The sequence below is a fragment of the Bradyrhizobium sp. CSS354 genome, assembly GCF_029051725.1.
Taxonomy (GTDB): Bacteria; Pseudomonadota; Alphaproteobacteria; order Rhizobiales; family Xanthobacteraceae; genus Bradyrhizobium.
In genome coordinates this window covers 510,630-526,368 of the sequence record NZ_JAACFU010000003.1, presented here as the reverse complement: position 1 = coordinate 526,368, position 15,739 = coordinate 510,630, and the positions used below count along the sequence as shown (strand labels likewise).

Here is a 15,739-nt window from a genome sequence, read left to right as displayed (position 1 = left end):
GTGCAGCGCCGAAGGTTCCCAAATTGCGGCAACCCATTGACCCCTTGAGGACTTCTATGGCCTAGTCCGCCGTCTTTAGACGGCCCAGATCCACGAAAACCCAACGATTCCATGACCTCCGAACGCTATAACGCCCGCGACGCCGAACCGCGCTGGCAAGCCGCCTGGGACCAACAGGCGATCTTCGTCTCCAAGAACGACGATCCGCGGCCGAAATATTATGTGCTGGAGATGTTCCCCTACCCGTCGGGGCGCATCCATATCGGCCATGTCCGCAATTACACGCTCGGCGACGTGCTGGCCCGCTTCATGCGCGCCAAGGGTTTCAACGTGCTGCATCCGATGGGCTGGGACGCTTTCGGCCTGCCGGCCGAGAACGCCGCGATCGAGCGCAAGGTGGCGCCGAAGGCCTGGACCTACGACAACATCGCCGCGATGAAGAAGCAGCTCCGCTCGATCGGGCTATCGCTGGACTGGAGCCGCGAGATCGCGACCTGCGATCCCAGCTACTACAAGCACCAGCAGAAGTTGTTTCTGGACTTCCTGCGCGAAGGTCTCGCCGAGCGCGAAAAGCGCAAGGTGAACTGGGACCCCGTCGACATGACCGTGCTCGCCAACGAGCAGGTGATCGACGGCAAAGGCTGGCGTTCGGGTGCCGTTGTCGAACAACGGGAAATGAACCAGTGGGTCTTCAAGATCACAAAGTACTCGCAGGAGCTGCTGTCGGCACTGGATACGCTGGACCGCTGGCCCGACAAGGTGCGGCTGATGCAGCGCAACTGGATCGGCCGATCCGAGGGGCTGTTGATCCGCTTCGCGCTTGATGCGGCGACGACGCCGGCCGGCGAGAGCGAACTGAAGATTTTCACGACGCGCCCCGACACGCTGTTCGGCGCGAAGTTCATGGCGATCTCGGCCGATCATCCGCTGGCGCAGGCCGCCGCGGCGAAGAATCCGAAGCTCGCCGAGTTCATCGGCGAGATCAAGCGGATGGGCACGGCGCAGGAGATCATCGACACCGCCGAGAAGCAGGGATTCGATACCGGCATCCGTGCGGTCCACCCGTTCGACCCGAGCTGGAAGCTGCCGGTCTATGTCGCCAACTTCGTGCTGATGGAATACGGCACCGGCGCCATTTTCGGCTGTCCCGCACACGACCAGCGCGACCTCGACTTCGTCAACAAGTATGCTCTCGGCAACACGCCGGTGGTGTGCCCCGAAGGCCAGGATCCCAAGAGCTTTGTCATCACCGATACCGCCTATGACGGTGACGGTCGCATGATCAATTCGCGCTTCCTCGACGGCATGACCATCGATCAGGCCAAGGACGAGGTGGCGAAGCGTCTCGAGACCGAGCTGCGCGGCAATGCGCCGGTCGGCGAGCGCCAGGTGAACTTCCGCCTCCGCGACTGGGGCATTTCGCGCCAGCGCTATTGGGGTTGCCCGATCCCCGTCATCCATTGCCCGAAGTGTGATGTGGTGCCGGTACCGGATGCCGACCTTCCGGTGGTGCTGCCGGAGGATGTGAGCTTCGACAAGCCGGGTAACGCGTTGGATCATCATCCGACCTGGAAGCACGTCAGCTGCCCAAAATGCGGCGGCAAGGCTAGCCGCGAAACCGACACCATGGACACCTTCGTGGATTCGTCCTGGTACTTTGCGCGCTTCACCGATCCCTGGAACGAAAACGCGCCGACGACGCCAGAGGTCGCCAACCGCATGCTGCCGGTCGACCAGTATATCGGCGGCGTCGAACACGCGATCCTGCATCTGCTCTACAGCCGCTTTTTCACCCGCGCGATGAAGGCGACCGGGCACATCGCTCTGGACGAGCCGTTCGCCGGCATGTTCACGCAGGGCATGGTGGTGCACGAGACCTACCAGAAGGCCGACGGCACCTACGTCCAGCCGGTCGAGGTGAAGGTCGAGACCGGCGCCAACGGCCGCCGCGCCACGCTGCTGACGTCAGGCCAAGACATCCAGATCGGCCCGATCGAGAAGATGTCGAAGTCGAAGAAGAACACGGTCGACCCCGACGACATCATCGAGACCTATGGCGCCGACGTCGCGCGCTGGTTCATGCTGTCGGACTCCCCGCCCGAGCGCGACGTGATCTGGAGCGATGAGCGCGTCCAGGGCGCCTCGCGCTTCGTGCAGAGGCTGTGGCGGCTGGTGAACGACTCCATCGAACCCGGCAAGACCGCGCCGGCGGCCCGGCCGGCCAGCTTCGGCCCGGACGCCACCGCCTTGCGCAAGGCCGCCCACGGCGCGCTGGACAAGGTCACGACCGGGATCGAGCGGCTGCACTTCAACGTCTGCCTCGCCCATATCCGCGAATTCACCAATTCGTTTGCGGAGGTCTTGCAGCGTCCCGGCCAGCCGGCTCCAGACTTGGCCTGGGCGATACGGGAGGCCAGCCAGATCCTGGTCCAGCTGTTCTCCCCGATGATGCCGCATCTGGCCGAGGAGTGTTGGCAGGTTCTGGGCCATAGCGGGCTGGTTTCCGAGGCCAATTGGCCCCAAATCGAACGCGATTTGCTGGTTGAAGACAGTGTGACCCTGGTGGTCCAGGTCAACGGCAAGAAGCGAGGCGAGGTCACAGTTGCAACAGCGGCCGAGAATCCGGAAATCGAGGCTGCCGTTTTGGCCCTCGATGCAGTAAAACTGGCCTTGGACGGCAAGCCCGTCCGCAAGGTGATTATCGTCCCCAAGAGGATCGTGAATGTTGTCGGCTAGGATCCGCATCGCAGCCCGCTTGCTGGCGGTCGCCGCATTGGCGGCCATGACGGCCGGCTGCTTCCACCCGATGTATGCCGAGCACACCGACGGCACCCCCGGCCTGCGCGAGAAGCTGATGGGGGTCGATCTGCCCCCGATCGCCAAGGCCAATGCCTCGCGCGAGGCCCGCGTCGGCGTCGAGGTCCGCAACGCGCTGGCCTTCAAGCTCTATGGCACCGCCACCGGCATGCCGCCGACCCACCGCCTCGAGATCCGCTTCGCAAGCAGCAAGACGTCGCTGATCGTCAATCCCAATACCGGCCTGCCGAGCAGCGAAAACTACGGCCTCGACGCCCAGTACAATCTGATCGAGGTGGTCAGCGGCAGGTCGGTGATGACCGGCACGACGTTCTCCCGCGTGTCCTACGACATGCCCGGCTCCTATCAGCGCTTCAGCCGCAACCGCGCGATACGTGATGCCGAGGATCGTGCCGCCAACGAGATCGCAGAGAACATCACGACTCGCCTCGCCTCGTTCTTCACCGCGGGCACTTAATTCATCCCGTCATCCCGGTTCGCCCGGAATGACGACCCCCAGGCAACATGGTCGCGCTGCGCGGAAAAGAGATCGACGCCTTTCTCGCCCGCCCCGATGCGGGCCGTCCGATCATCCTGCTCTATGGTCCTGACGCCGGCCTGGTCCGCGAACGCGCAGATGCGCTGATCGCCTCGGCTGTCGACGATCCAAACGATCCCTTTTCACTGGTCAAGGTCGATGGTGACGAGCTCTCCGCCGAGCCGTCGCGCCTCGTCGACGAGGCCATGACGGTGCCGCTGTTCGGCGGCCGCCGCGCCATCCGGGTGCGCGCCGGCTCGCGCAGCTTTGCCAGCGCTATCGACACGCTGGCGGAGATGGGCGTGAAAGATTGCCGCATCGTGATCGAGGCCGGCGAGCTGCGTCCGGAATCGCCACTGCGCAAGGCCTGCGAGCGCGCCAAGACGGCCGTCGCGATCGCCTGCTATCCCGATACCGAGCGCGACCTCGCCAAGCTGATGGAAGACGAGCTCCGCATCGCCAATCTGCGCATCGCGCAGGACGCCCGCGCAGCGCTGATGTCGTTCCTCGGCGGCGACCGACAGGCCTCCCGCAACGAGCTCCGCAAGCTCACGCTCTATGCCCATGGCAAGGGCGAGATCACGCTGGATGACGTGATGGCTGTGGTCGCCGATGCGTCGGAGCTGAAACTCGATCCGATCGTCGATGGTGCGTTCGCCGGCCGGCCCGAGATCGTCGAGAACGAGTTTGCCAAAGCCATGATCGCCGGCACCTACCCCGGCGTGATCATCTCTGCGGCGCAGCGTCAGGCGGCGTGGCTGCACAAATCGGCCCTCGCGATCGCCGACGGCACGCCCGCTTCCGCCGTGCTCGACAGCGGCTACCCGCGCCTGCATTTTTCGCGGAAGCCCGCGGTCGAAACCGCACTGCGTAATTTCAGCGTGGCGCGTCTCGCCGCCATCATCGAGCAGCTCGCGACGGCCGCGCTCGACACCCGCAAGCAATCTACCCTCGCCGCCGCCATCGCCCAGCGCACGCTGATGGCGATCGCCGCGAACGCGAAGCGGCGGGGCTGAGCACCCGCTCTGTCTGTCCCCTCGTCATTGCGACGAGCCCTTGCGACGAAGCAATCCAGAATCTCTCCGCGGAAAGATTCTGGATTGCTTCGAGACGCCGCTTCGCGGCTCCTCAGGGTGAGGGTGAGAGAGCGAAAACAACGGCTACACCGCGCCCTTTGCCAGCCGCCGCATGACCTCGTCGAGCTGATCGAGGTTGCGGTAGTTGATCTGGACCGAGCCGCCGGGGTCGCGGTGGCTCACCGTGACCTTGAGCCCGAGCGCGTCGCTGACGCGCTTCTCCAGGTCGACCGTATCAGGGTCCTTTTCCTTCGCTCCCGTGCGGGCCTTCTGCGGCTTGCGCTCCGGCACGCCCTCTTCATGCGCCAGCGCCTCGGTCTGGCGGACGTTAAGGCCCTCTTCGACGATGCGCTTGGCAGCCGCGAGCGGATCAGGCACGCCGATCAGCGCGCGCGCATGACCCGCGGTCAGCTCACCGCTCGTGATCAACGCTTGCACCTCGGCGGGAAGCTTCGTCAGCCGCATCATGTTGGCGATGTGGCTGCGGCTCTTGCCGACGACTTTGGCGATGTCGTCCTGGCTGCGTTTGAACTCGTTGGCGAGCGCGTGATAGCCGAGCGCCTCTTCCATCGGGTTGAGGTCTTCGCGCTGCACGTTCTCGACGATCGCGAACTCCAGCGCATCGCTGTCGCTGATGTCGACGGGAACGATCGGCACTTCGTGCAGGCCGGCCATTTGCGAGGCGCGCCAGCGCCGCTCGCCGGCGATGATCTCGAAGCGGTCCTGCGCCCCCTTCACCGGGCGCACCACGATCGGCTGGATCACGCCGTGCTGCCTGATCGAATCGCTAAGCTCCCTGAGCTCGCTTTCCGAAAAGGTGCGGCGCGGGTTGCGCGGATTGGGCTTGATGAACTCGATCGGCACCTTGCGCTGCGCGCGCGGCCGATCGACATGCTGAGCCTCGCCCCCGACGTCACCGATCAGACTCGCAAGACCCCGGCCCAATCGCGAACGCGCTTCGTCGGCCATCGCCAGCTCCCTTGGATTCACGCTGCAGCACTCCAGAACTGAATTTCGAATCGTAGGGTGGGTTAGCCCTGCAGATGCGCGAAGCGTATCTGCTCGGCGTAACCCACCTCTTCTGTTTCCGCGGAGATCGACAGTGGTGGGTTACGCCTTCGGCCCACCCTACGGCAACATCAATGTGTCGTCCGCAGCTCGCGCTCGCGCTGGATTACTTCGGTGGCGAGCCGCAGATAAGCTTCGCTTCCGACGCATTTGAGATCGTAGACCAGCACCGGCTTGCCGTAGGACGGCGCCTCCGAGATGCGCACGTTGCGCGGAATCATGGTCTTGTAGACCTTCTCGCCCATGAACTGCCGGACGTCGGCAACGACCTGGTTCGAGAGATTGTTGCGCGAGTCGAACATGGTCAGCACGATGCCGTGGATCGACAGGTTCGGATTGAGCGTCGAGCGCACCTGCTCCACCGTCTGCAGCAATTGCGACAAACCTTCGAGCGCGAAGAACTCGCACTGGAGCGGCACCAGGATCGCGTCGGAAGCCGCCATCGCGTTCACGGTGATCAAGTTGAGCGAGGGCGGACAGTCGATCAGCACGTAGGTGTAATCGGCGTCGGGAGAGACGTTGTTGTTGAGCGCGCTGATCGCGTCACGGAGCTTGTACGCACGACCGGGCGTGGTGCCGAGCTCGAGCTCGAGGCCGGAGAGATCCATGGTCGAGGGCGCGATATGCAGCCGCGGCACAGCCGTCGAGACCACCGCTTCCCGCAGGCTCGCCTCCCCGACAAGAACGTCATAGGTCGAGCAGGAGCGATTGCGGCGATCGATGCCGAGGCCGGTCGAGGCGTTGCCCTGCGGATCGAGATCGACGATCAGGACACGTTCGCCGATCGCAGCGAGCGCCGTCCCGAGATTGATCGCGGTGGTTGTTTTTCCCACGCCACCCTTCTGATTCGCCAGCGCCAGGATGCGCGGATGGCCCTGCGGGACGGCGGCGGTCTGTTCTTGCTGCGGCTCGTCAATCACGCTCATCGCAAATTCCCCACTCGGCCCCTGACGCCTCACCCGCGCCGTTCGACGGAAGCCAGCTCGACGATCCAACCGTCGCCTGTCCGGCTTTGGTGAAGCTGCGGCTGAATATTCCAATATTTAGTGGCTTCGGTCAATTCAGACTCTACATCTTGACCCTTGAGAAACAACGCTTTTGCGCCCTGGCGCATCAGCGGCTCCGCAAAGCCGATAAGTTGATGTAGCGGAGCCAGCGCACGCGCGGTGACGCAATCGACAGGGCCGGTGATTCTATCCACATTATCCCCGATCTCAGCGAGATGTACGACTCCCGGAGATGTCGTGACGCGAATGGCTTCGCGGAGGAAGGCCGCCTTCTTGGCGATTCGCTCGACCAGATGGACGCTCGCCCCGACGGTCCCCGCCATGGCGCAGGCCAGGACGATTCCCGGAAAGCCGCCGCCGCTGCCGAGGTCGGCCCAGCGTTGGGCGGACGGGGCGAGAGCGACGAGCTGAAGCGAATCGGCGATGTGCCGGGTCCAGAGATGCGGCAATGTCGAGGGCGCGACCAGGTTGGTCTTGGCCTGCCACTCCCGGAGCAGTGCGATGTAGCGATCGAGCCGGGCCTCGGTTTCATGTGAAACGGGCGCGAGCTTGAGCGCCGCAACCTTGTCGGCCGCGATGACGGCGTCCAAGGATCGATCGTTGGCGCTGGCCTTGTCGATCTTCGGCCGGGTCGGCGCCGGGTCGGAGCGACGACCGGGACCCTCATCCGCCGAGGGTTTTCCTGATGACGATCTGCCGCCGCCCGGCCCGCGCTGTTTCACGTGAAACCTATGCGATTGCTTTGGAAGTCTTCCGCGCTTCGCGGCGAAGATAGGCCGCAAGGATACCGAGGGCCGCCGGCGTCATGCCGTCGATTCGACCGGCTTGGCCAACGGTGAACGGCCGCGCCTTCTCCAGCTTGGCCCTGACCTCATTGGAGAGACCGGGGACCTGCTGGTAATCGACGTCGGACAGCACCATCCCCTCGTCTCGCCTGAAGGCTTCCACATCGGCGCTCTGGCGCTCCAGATAAACATCGTACTTCGCGTCGATCTCGAGATGGGTGGCAATGACGGGATCAATGGCCGCGAGCTCCGGCCAGATCGCACGGACCTGGCTCCAGCCGATGTCGGGATAGGCCATCAGCTCGAAGGCCGACCGCCGCTGGCCGTCCCGGTTCAGGGACAAACCATGCTTGATGGCCTCGCTCGGGGTGATCGTCAGCGACTTCGATAGTGCTCGAGCCGCATTCAGGGCGTCCATCTTGGCGCGATGATGCGCGGTCCGGCCGCTCCCGACGCATCCCAAGGCGATGCCCTTCTCGGTCAAACGCTGATCGGCATTGTCGGCCCTCAGCGTCAGCCGGTATTCGGCCCGCGAGGTGAACATCCGATAGGGTTCGCTGATGCCGCGGGTGACGAGATCGTCGATCATGACGCCGAGATAGCCGTCTGCCCGGTCGAACACCGTCAGCGCGGCGCCGCTCGCCGCCAACGCCGCGTTCAGCCCGGCCACGATGCCCTGGCCGGCGGCTTCCTCGTATCCGGTCGTGCCGTTGATCTGCCCGGCCAGGAACAAGCCGCGCAGACGCTTGGTCTGGAGGGTCGGATCGAGCTCCCGTGGATCGACGTGGTCGTATTCGATGGCATAGCCCGGCCGGACCATCTTCACCCGCTCCAGGCCCGGAATGGTTGCGAGGATGGCGAGCTGGACCTCCTCCGGCAGCGAAGTCGAGATGCCGTTGGGATAGACCGTGCTGTCGTCGAGCCCTTCCGGCTCCAGGAAGATCTGGTGACCGTCGCGATCGCCGAAGCGAACGATCTTGTCCTCGATCGAGGGGCAATAGCGCGGTCCGGAGCTCTTGATCTGGCCGGAGTACATCGGAGAGCGATGGACATTGGCCCGGATCACGTCGTGGGTGGCGGAATTGGTCCGGGTGATCCCGCACTGGATCTGCGGCGTCGTGATCCGCTCGGTCATCACCGAAAACGGCTCCGGAGGCTCGTCCCCCGGCTGCATTTCGACCGCCGACCAATCGATCGTCGTGCCGTCCAGACGCGGCGGGGTCCCTGTCTTGAGCCGTCCGAGGGTGAACCCGGCGCGCTCGAACGAGGTCGAAAGGCCCATCGCAGGCGCCTCGCCAACCCTGCCGGCCGGCCAGTTCTTCTCGCCCAGATGGATCAGACCGCGGAGGAAGGTGCCGGTGGTGACGACGACAGCCCCTGCCCGGAGTTCGCGGCCATCTGCCAGGCGCAGGCCGATCACCCGTCCCTCGACCCCGATCAGCTCGTCGGCCTCGCCTTCGACGACGGAAAGGCCCTCGGTCTCCCGGATCGCCGCCTGCATCGCGGCGGCATAGAGCTTCCGGTCGGCCTGGGCGCGCGGCCCACGCACCGCCGGGCCCTTACGGCGATTGAGGACGCGAAACTGGATGCCGCCGGCGTCGCCGACCCGGCCCATCAGACCATCGAGCGCGTCGACCTCGCGAACCAGATGACCCTTGCCGAGGCCGCCAATGGCGGGATTGCAGGACATCGCGCCGACCGTGGAGAAACGGTGCGTCACCAAAGCGGTCGCCGCACCCATCCGGGCGGAGACAGAAGCAGCCTCACAGCCGGCGTGGCCGCCGCCAATCACGATGACGTCGAAGCTCTCTCGCTCTGTTCGCATGGGCGGACTTCTAACTCACAGGCAGGGAAGCCGGAAGTGGAAACTGGAGGGGGCGGTGGTTTCACGTGAAACGGGGCAAAGCAGAGGCCCAAGTGTTTTCCGCGAAAACAACCCCATGCACAGTAGAATGACCCTTGGAAAGATTACCATTTTCAGTGAGAGGAAAAGGCGAGTCGGGAAGGAAAAGTAACGCCTCAGATATGGGCTGGCCCTCGGAGGCGCGATGGCAGCGGCATACCCCGACCATTGTGGGCGACGATCCAAGATCTTTCCAATCACCCTCGCCGTAAGTCGCCACCGTTCGGACGGCGAACCCAAGTCGCCCTCGCATACCGACTAATCTTGGGTTAGTGGGCCACTGTTTCACGTGAAACATTCCGGAGCCACGCCGACGGTTTCACGTGAACAACCAAGAAGTGGAACAAAGGCTAGTCTACAATGAAGAACTAGCTCTACTTTCCAACACAGAATTTCTGGAAAATGGCCCCAAGGACGTCCTCGACATCCACCCGACCCAGTAGCCGGCCCAAGGCATAGGCAGCCGCGCGCAGCTCTTCGGCGGCAAGCTCCTCACCCTCTTCTACGAGCTCAAGACTCCGGCGCAAGCTGTCCGCTGCCCGGCGCAGCAGATCCCGCTGGCGAGCCCGGGTCACCAGTGCCCCCTCGGTCGTTCCGAAGAAGTCGGCGGCGAATTTCACCAGGGCATCGACCAGTTCGGGAATGCCATCCCCCCGGCTCGCTGCGATTCCGAACTCACCGCGCGGCCCGACGTCCTCGACCGCGCCGAGATCGATCTTGTTGCGCACGATCCAGACCGAGCCGCCGGAGGGACTGCTTGCGTTGCCAGACTTCCCCAGCAGCGGCATCGCGGCTTGGTCGACGGCGCGCCCAGCCTCCACCAGCCACAATACGAGGTCGGCGTCTTCGGCTCGCGCTCGCGCCCGGCGTACACCCTCCTGCTCGACCGGATCGTCAGTCTCGCGAATGCCGGCGGTGTCGATCACCGTGACGGGGTAGCCATCGAGATCGAGCTGCACCTCGATCACATCGCGTGTCGTGCCGGCATGCGGCGAGACGATCGCGACGTCGCGGCGCGCGAGCTGGTTGATGAGCGTCGACTTGCCGACATTCGGCTCGCCGGCGATCGCGACCACCAAGCCGTCGCGCAAACGTTCAGCTTGTCCCTGTGCCGCAAGGACTTCTGCGATTTCGTCGTGCAGCACACTGATTGCCTTCACGGCAGGCGCCATCAACTCGGCGGGTACATCGCCCTCGTCGGAGAAATCGATGCCGGCCTCGATCAAAGCCGAGGCCTCGATGATGCGCTCGCGCCAGTCGCGCGCGCGATTGCCGAGGAGGCCCTGCAACTGCCTTAACGCCTGGCGGCGCTGGCGGTCGGTGTCGGCATGAATGAGATCGTCGAGGCCCTCCGCCTCGGTCAGATCGAGCTTGCCGTTCTCGAAGGCGCGCCGGGTGAATTCGCCGGGCTCGGCGGCCCGCATATTCGGAATGGCGGACATAGCGGTGAGGAGTGCGGCCAGCACCGCGCGACCACCATGGACGTGAAATTCGGCGACGTCCTCGCCAGTCGCGCTGGCGGGGCCTGGAAACCACAACACCACGGAATCGTCGATCGGCCGGCCCGCGCCGTCATGAAGCAGCCGGCGGCTGGCCTGTCTCGGCGCCGGCAGCTTGCCCGCCAGCGTCGTCAGCGCCAGGCTGGCGGATGGCCCGGAGACGCGCACCACCGCAAGCGCGCTTGGCGGACGGCCGGACGACAGTGCAAAGATCGTGTGGTCTCGCGGATGCATGGCCTATTTGTCCGGCTGACAGGAAAAAGGCAAACGTCCGTTTTGGCCGACAAATCGCGCGATTTTGCTGCACCAATTCCCGCAGCAAAACCTATATTGCGATGCAACAAATTCGCGAGCGTCTGCTGCAAAGCCACTCCCAACGGAATGAGCAGCGCTTCTCTATCAAAATATTCAACAACTATATCAATATCTTAGGCAACATGTAGTCCAGGCGACGAACACCCCGCCGTGCTGCACCTTCGCTGCAGCAAAGCCGCACAACAAAAAAGGGCGCCCGGAGGCTCCCTTTGATCATGTTGCACTGCAATCAGGTGTTCATCGAGTCGAAGAACTCGGAATTGCTCTTGGTCGAGCGCAGCTTGTCGAGCAGGAAGTCGATTCCGTCCATCGTCCCCATCGGGTTCAGGATGCGGCGGAGCACGTACATCTTCTTCAGGACCACCGGATCGGTGATCAGCTCTTCCTTGCGGGTGCCGGAGCGCGAAATGTCGATCGCCGGGAAGGTCCGCTTGTCCGAAACCTTGCGGTCGAGGATCAGCTCGGAGTTACCGGTGCCCTTGAACTCTTCGAAGATGACTTCGTCCATGCGGCTGCCGGTATCGACCAGCGCGGTCGCGATGATCGTCAGCGAGCCGCCCTCTTCGATGTTGCGGGCGGCGCCGAAGAACCGCTTCGGCCGCTGCAGCGCGTTGGCATCGACACCGCCGGTCAGCACCTTGCCCGATGACGGCACCACCGTGTTGTAGGCGCGGCCGAGGCGCGTGATGGAGTCCAGCAGGATCACGACGTCGCGGCCATGTTCGACCAGACGCTTGGCCTTCTCGATCACCATCTCAGCGACCTGGACGTGGCGCACCGCCGGCTCGTCGAAGGTCGAGGACACCACCTCACCCTTCACCGAGCGCTGCATGTCCGTGACTTCTTCCGGACGTTCGTCGATCAGGAGCACGATCAGATAGCACTCGGGATGATTATGCGCGATCGAATGCGCGATGTTCTGCATCAGCACGGTCTTGCCCGTGCGCGGCGGCGCGACGATCAGCGCGCGCTGGCCCTTGCCGATCGGCGCGACGATGTCGATAACCCTTGCAGACAGGTCTTTCCGCGTCGGGTCGTCGATTTCCATGCGGAAGCGCTGATTCGGAAACAGCGGCGTGAGGTTGTCGAAATTGACCTTGTGCTTGGCCTTTTCCGGGTCCTCGAAATTGAGCGTGTTGACCTTCAGCAATGCGAAATAGCGCTCGCCCTCTTTCGGGCTACGGATGTGGCCTTCGATGGTATCGCCGGTGCGCAGGCCAAAACGGCGGATCTGCGAGGGCGAAACGTAAATGTCGTCCGGTCCCGGCAGATAATTCGCATCGGGGGAGCGGAGGAAGCCGAAGCCATCGGAGAGAACCTCGACGACGCCTTCGCCGACGATGTCGGTCTCAGCGAGCGCAAGCTGCTTGAGGATGGCGAACAGCAGCTCCTGCTTGCGCATGGTGCTGGCATTCTCGACCCCGTTCTCTTCCGCGAACGAGACGAGCTCGGCCGGCGTCTTCGACTTGAGGTCCTGGAGTTTGATTTCCCGCATTGGGGTGGTCCTGTGGGGTAACCTGGGGAGGGGGTGCGAGGAGGCTCTGAAATGCGGACGCGAAAAGGCAAGGTCCGCAGGTCTGGCAAGGAGAGTGCCGGTGAGGCTTCAAACCTGATGGGGTGTCCGGCCTCTGGAAAGCTCAGACACAACCACATCCGCCTGCGTTGGGTGGGATATTGCTAATATAGAAAATCGCCTCACACTCCGCAAGCAGAAGCACTGAGCGATTGTTCACGACCCTGCCTAGAACGGCTTCACGATCACCATGATGACGATCAGAATCATCAAGGCAGTCGGTACTTCGTTGATAATCCGATAGAATTTCTGGCTCCGGGGGCGTCGGTCCGCCGCGAAATCCTTCAACCAGCGCGAAAAAAAGCCGTGGACCGCGGACATCGCCAGGACCAGTGCCAGTTTTACGTGCAGCCAGCCGAAAGTGAACCAGTGTCCGGCCCAGGCGAGATAAAGCCCGGCGAGCCAGGTCACGATCATGGCGGGGTTGATGATGGCCTTGAACAGCCGCCGTTCCATGACCTTGAACGTTTCCGACTGCTTCGAGCCGATTTCGGCCTCGCAATGATAAACGAATAGCCGTGGCAAATAGAGCATGCCCGCCATCCAGGAGATGACGGCGATCACATGCAGCGCCTTGATCCAGAGATAGACGTCTTCAAACATGTCTGGGGTCCGGATTCCTGCCCAGCGGAGGGGAACGCTGGGGATAGTAAGGAGTCGTTAAGGTCTTGCCTGCACACATATCCGTCCGTAGCGCCCTTCTCCAATAAGAATCTTAGATTCTTAAGGTTTGAGTCTATGTGACGGTGAATTGGACTCACACATTTCCGTCCGCCCGTTCACACGCGCTTGTTCACATCCATCAACATATCCCTGATCGCTCTGGCCACTCTCGATAAGTCGGTCAGCTTCAAAGGCTTGCGCGTTTCTGTCGGCAGCTTATCAAGAGGGTTATCGACGCAATCCCGTTTCCCTTTCGGCAGGGCGTCGAAGTTGTTCTCAGGGGCAGTGGTGTGAAGAAAATCGGCACTTGTCCCGCCCCCGGTGTCGCACATCCCTTTCCGAGCGGTTAAGGTCCACAGAAATCCACAAACCACACCGACTTCATACAAAGGGCTTTTGTGCCGACCTCGAACAATTATTTCCATCTGCACCTCGTGTCCGATTCCACCGGTGAGACGCTGATCACGGTCGCGCGCGCCGTTGCCGCCCAGTACGCCAACGTCACGCCGGTCGAACACGTCTATCCGCTGGTGCGCAGCCAGAAACAGCTCGATCGCGTGCTCGACGAGATCGAGGAAGCACCGGGAATCGTATTGTTCACGCTGCTCGAGAAGGATCTGGTCTCCAGGCTCGAGGACAAGTGCAAAGGAATCAATGTTCCGAGCTTGTCGATCATCGGCCCGGTGATGCAGTTGTTCGAGGCCTATCTCGGAGCTGCCACGACCGGCCGGGTCGGCGCCCAGCACGTGCTCAACGCCGAATACTTCAAGCGCATCGACGCGTTGAACTACACGATGATCCACGATGACGGCCAGCATGTCGAAGGGCTCGACGATGCGGACGTGGTGCTCGTCGGTGTCTCCCGCACCTCCAAGACCCCGACGTCGATCTATCTTGCCAACCGAGGCATCCGCACTGCCAACGTGCCGCTGGTTCCCGGCATTCCGGTGCCGTCGCAATTGGAAACGTTGACGCGACCGCTGGTGGTGAGCTTGCATGCGACGCCAGAACGCTTGATCCAGGTGCGCACGAACCGCTTGCTCTCCATGGGCGCCGATTCCAGCAGCGACACCTATACCGACAAGCAGTCGGTCGCCGAGGAGGTCGCATTTGCCCGCAAGCTGAGCGCCAAGCACGATTGGCCGCTGCTCGACGTCACGCGGCGCTCGATCGAGGAAACCGCCGCGGCGATCATGAAACTCTACAGCGATCGCCAGCGTAACCGGCCTTCTGAATAGTTTTGGGATAGTTTCGCGATGGGTCTGTGGCTCGGCAAATCTTCGTTGATCCTGGCCTCGCAGAGCAGCGCGCGAAAGATGCTGCTGGCGAATGCCGGGCTCGAGTTCAAGGCGATCACGGCTGATATCGACGAGCGCGAGATCCAGGCCGCCTCCGGGCTTTCTGATCCGCGCGAGATTGCCCTGCTGCTGGCGCGCGAAAAGGCCAAGGCAGTCTCGACCCATCACGCCGGAAGCACCGTCATCGGTGCGGATCAAACGCTGGCGCTTGGCGATCGCCTCTTCAACAAGCCTGCGGGCCGCGCCCAGGCGCTGGCGCAACTGCGTGATCTCTCCGGCCATAGCCATGAGCTGAATTCCGCCGTGGCGATAGCACGCGACGGCGAGATCATCTTCGAGGACATCTCGGTCGCGCGCCTCACCATGCGGCAGATGACGGAGGCCGAGCTTTCGGCCTATCTCGACATCGCCGGCGATGCCGTCACCACCAGCGTCGGAGGCTATCAGCTCGAAAGCCTGGGTATCCATTTGTTCGAGCGCATCGAGGGCGACCACTTCACCATTCTCGGTTTGCCGCTGCTGTCGCTGCTTGCGTTCCTGCGGCGCGAGCGGCTAGTTGCGGTGTGAATGGCAGATATGGCTGGGTGCTGATGCGGATCCTGGGACTGACCGGCTCGATCGGGATGGGCAAATCGACCACCGCGAAATTATTCGCGGAGGCTGGCGTCCCTGTCTACGATGCCGATGCGGCCGTCCATCAGCTCTATGAGGGTGAGGCTGCGCCCGCGATCGAGGCGGCCTTCCCCGGCACCACCGCGAACGGCAAGGTCGATCGGCCAAAACTCTCGGCGCGTGTGGTGCACGATCCTGCCGCCATCAAGCAGCTGGAGCAGATCGTCCATCCGATGCTAGGCGCTTCCCGGAAGAAATTCTTCGCTGACGCCGAAGCCGCCAACGCGCCGGTGGTGGTGCTGGACATTCCACTGCTGTTCGAGACGGGCGGCGAGACGAGGGTCGATGCCGTGGTCGTCGTAACCACGTCTCCGGAACTGCAGCGCGAGCGCGTGCTGGCGCGCGGCACCATGGACGAGGCCAAGCTCGACGCCATCATCGCCAAGCAGACACCCGACGCGGAAAAGCGCAAGCGTGCCGATTTCGTGGTGGATACGTCACACGGACTCGAGCCGGTGCGCGCCCAAATCGCGCACATCCTGGCTGAGGTCGTTAAGATGCCGCAGCGGCGCGCCTGATTCGCCGCCTGACACGGCTTTTCAGATC

The 15,739-nt window shown here is 63.2% G+C and carries 14 protein-coding genes; 6 read left to right on the top strand and 8 right to left on the bottom strand.

Annotation, left to right across the window (positions count from 1 at the left end; genetic code table 11):
- Positions 1 to 111: 111 nt before the first annotated feature.
- The 3 genes from leuS to holA are packed head-to-tail and all read left to right on the top strand — an operon-like array spanning position 112 to position 4,350.
- Positions 112 to 2,736 (top strand): leucine--tRNA ligase, encoded by a 2,625-nt coding sequence (gene leuS / locus GWG67_RS09490; RefSeq protein ID WP_275168997.1) that lies wholly within the window; start codon positions 112 to 114, stop codon positions 2,734 to 2,736.
- On the top strand, positions 2,723 to 3,274 hold the full coding sequence (gene lptE, locus GWG67_RS09485; protein ID WP_275168995.1) for an LPS assembly lipoprotein LptE: 552 nt from the start codon (positions 2,723 to 2,725) through the stop codon (positions 3,272 to 3,274). The genes leuS and lptE overlap by 14 nt, the downstream gene beginning before the upstream one ends.
- Before the next feature lie 47 nt (positions 3,275 to 3,321).
- Positions 3,322 to 4,350: a DNA polymerase III subunit delta gene (holA, locus tag GWG67_RS09480; RefSeq protein WP_275168993.1), complete on the top strand. Its 1,029-nt coding sequence runs from the start codon at positions 3,322 to 3,324 to the stop codon at positions 4,348 to 4,350.
- Between the two features lie 144 nt (positions 4,351 to 4,494).
- On the opposite strand, the gene GWG67_RS09475 is transcribed toward holA, so the two are convergent.
- From GWG67_RS09475 to GWG67_RS09440, 8 genes are all read right to left on the bottom strand, one after another.
- Positions 4,495 to 5,379, bottom strand: coding sequence for a ParB/RepB/Spo0J family partition protein (locus GWG67_RS09475; RefSeq protein WP_275168991.1), 885 nt, complete (start codon positions 5,377 to 5,379; stop codon positions 4,495 to 4,497).
- A 170-nt stretch (positions 5,380 to 5,549) separates the two neighbouring features.
- On the bottom strand, positions 5,550 to 6,404 hold the full coding sequence (locus GWG67_RS09470) for a ParA family protein (RefSeq protein ID WP_007598621.1): 855 nt from the start codon (positions 6,402 to 6,404) through the stop codon (positions 5,550 to 5,552).
- 29 nt (positions 6,405 to 6,433) lie between these two features.
- Entirely contained in the window at positions 6,434 to 7,075 is a 642-nt protein-coding gene (rsmG, locus tag GWG67_RS09465; RefSeq protein WP_275168989.1) for a 16S rRNA (guanine(527)-N(7))-methyltransferase RsmG, read from the bottom strand.
- 139 nt (positions 7,076 to 7,214) lie between these two features.
- Positions 7,215 to 9,095: a tRNA uridine-5-carboxymethylaminomethyl(34) synthesis enzyme MnmG gene (gene mnmG, locus GWG67_RS09460; RefSeq protein WP_275168987.1), complete on the bottom strand. Its 1,881-nt coding sequence runs from the start codon at positions 9,093 to 9,095 to the stop codon at positions 7,215 to 7,217.
- 452 nt (positions 9,096 to 9,547) lie between these two features.
- Positions 9,548 to 10,906, bottom strand: coding sequence for a tRNA uridine-5-carboxymethylaminomethyl(34) synthesis GTPase MnmE (mnmE, locus tag GWG67_RS09455; protein WP_275168985.1), 1,359 nt, complete (start codon positions 10,904 to 10,906; stop codon positions 9,548 to 9,550).
- Positions 10,907 to 11,216: 310 nt separating this feature from the next.
- On the bottom strand, positions 11,217 to 12,482 hold the full coding sequence (gene rho, locus GWG67_RS09450) for a transcription termination factor Rho (RefSeq protein WP_007598612.1): 1,266 nt from the start codon (positions 12,480 to 12,482) through the stop codon (positions 11,217 to 11,219).
- A gap of 246 nt (positions 12,483 to 12,728) precedes the next feature.
- Positions 12,729 to 13,163 carry a protoporphyrinogen oxidase HemJ gene (gene hemJ / locus GWG67_RS09445; RefSeq protein ID WP_027514824.1) on the bottom strand — a complete coding sequence of 145 codons (435 nt, stop codon included), beginning with the start codon at positions 13,161 to 13,163 and terminating at the stop codon, positions 12,729 to 12,731.
- Positions 13,164 to 13,339: 176 nt separating this feature from the next.
- A complete protein-coding gene (locus GWG67_RS09440; RefSeq protein ID WP_275168984.1) occupies positions 13,340 to 13,555 on the bottom strand; it encodes a hypothetical protein in 216 nt (71 codons plus the stop codon).
- A gap of 66 nt (positions 13,556 to 13,621) precedes the next feature.
- Between GWG67_RS09440 and GWG67_RS09435 the strand changes: the two genes are divergently transcribed.
- The 3 genes from GWG67_RS09435 to coaE are packed head-to-tail and all read left to right on the top strand — an operon-like array spanning position 13,622 to position 15,711.
- Positions 13,622 to 14,461 carry a pyruvate, water dikinase regulatory protein gene (locus tag GWG67_RS09435; protein WP_018459640.1) on the top strand — a complete coding sequence of 280 codons (840 nt, stop codon included), beginning with the start codon at positions 13,622 to 13,624 and terminating at the stop codon, positions 14,459 to 14,461.
- Positions 14,462 to 14,479: 18 nt separating this feature from the next.
- Positions 14,480 to 15,088, top strand: coding sequence for a Maf family nucleotide pyrophosphatase (locus GWG67_RS09430; RefSeq protein ID WP_275168983.1), 609 nt, complete (start codon positions 14,480 to 14,482; stop codon positions 15,086 to 15,088).
- A 23-nt stretch (positions 15,089 to 15,111) separates the two neighbouring features.
- A complete protein-coding gene (gene coaE, locus GWG67_RS09425; protein WP_275169152.1) occupies positions 15,112 to 15,711 on the top strand; it encodes a dephospho-CoA kinase in 600 nt (199 codons plus the stop codon).
- Positions 15,712 to 15,739 lie beyond the last annotated feature (28 nt).

Coding starts and splice junctions, on each gene's coding strand:
- leuS (WP_275168997.1), top strand. CDS start 112: ATGACCTCCGAACGCTATAACGCCCGCGACGCCGAACCGCGCTGGCAA.
- lptE (WP_275168995.1), top strand. CDS start 2,723: ATGTTGTCGGCTAGGATCCGCATCGCAGCCCGCTTGCTGGCGGTCGCC.
- holA (WP_275168993.1), top strand. CDS start 3,322: ATGGTCGCGCTGCGCGGAAAAGAGATCGACGCCTTTCTCGCCCGCCCC.
- GWG67_RS09475 (WP_275168991.1), bottom strand. CDS start 5,379: ATGGCCGACGAAGCGCGTTCGCGATTGGGCCGGGGTCTTGCGAGTCTG.
- GWG67_RS09470 (WP_007598621.1), bottom strand. CDS start 6,404: ATGAGCGTGATTGACGAGCCGCAGCAAGAACAGACCGCCGCCGTCCCG.
- mnmG (WP_275168987.1), bottom strand. CDS start 9,095: ATGCGAACAGAGCGAGAGAGCTTCGACGTCATCGTGATTGGCGGCGGC.
- mnmE (WP_275168985.1), bottom strand. CDS start 10,906: ATGCATCCGCGAGACCACACGATCTTTGCACTGTCGTCCGGCCGTCCG.
- rho (WP_007598612.1), bottom strand. CDS start 12,482: ATGCGGGAAATCAAACTCCAGGACCTCAAGTCGAAGACGCCGGCCGAG.
- hemJ (WP_027514824.1), bottom strand. CDS start 13,163: ATGTTTGAAGACGTCTATCTCTGGATCAAGGCGCTGCATGTGATCGCC.
- GWG67_RS09440 (WP_275168984.1), bottom strand. CDS start 13,555: ATGTGCGACACCGGGGGCGGGACAAGTGCCGATTTTCTTCACACCACT.
- GWG67_RS09430 (WP_275168983.1), top strand. CDS start 14,480: ATGGGTCTGTGGCTCGGCAAATCTTCGTTGATCCTGGCCTCGCAGAGC.
- coaE (WP_275169152.1), top strand. CDS start 15,112: ATGCGGATCCTGGGACTGACCGGCTCGATCGGGATGGGCAAATCGACC.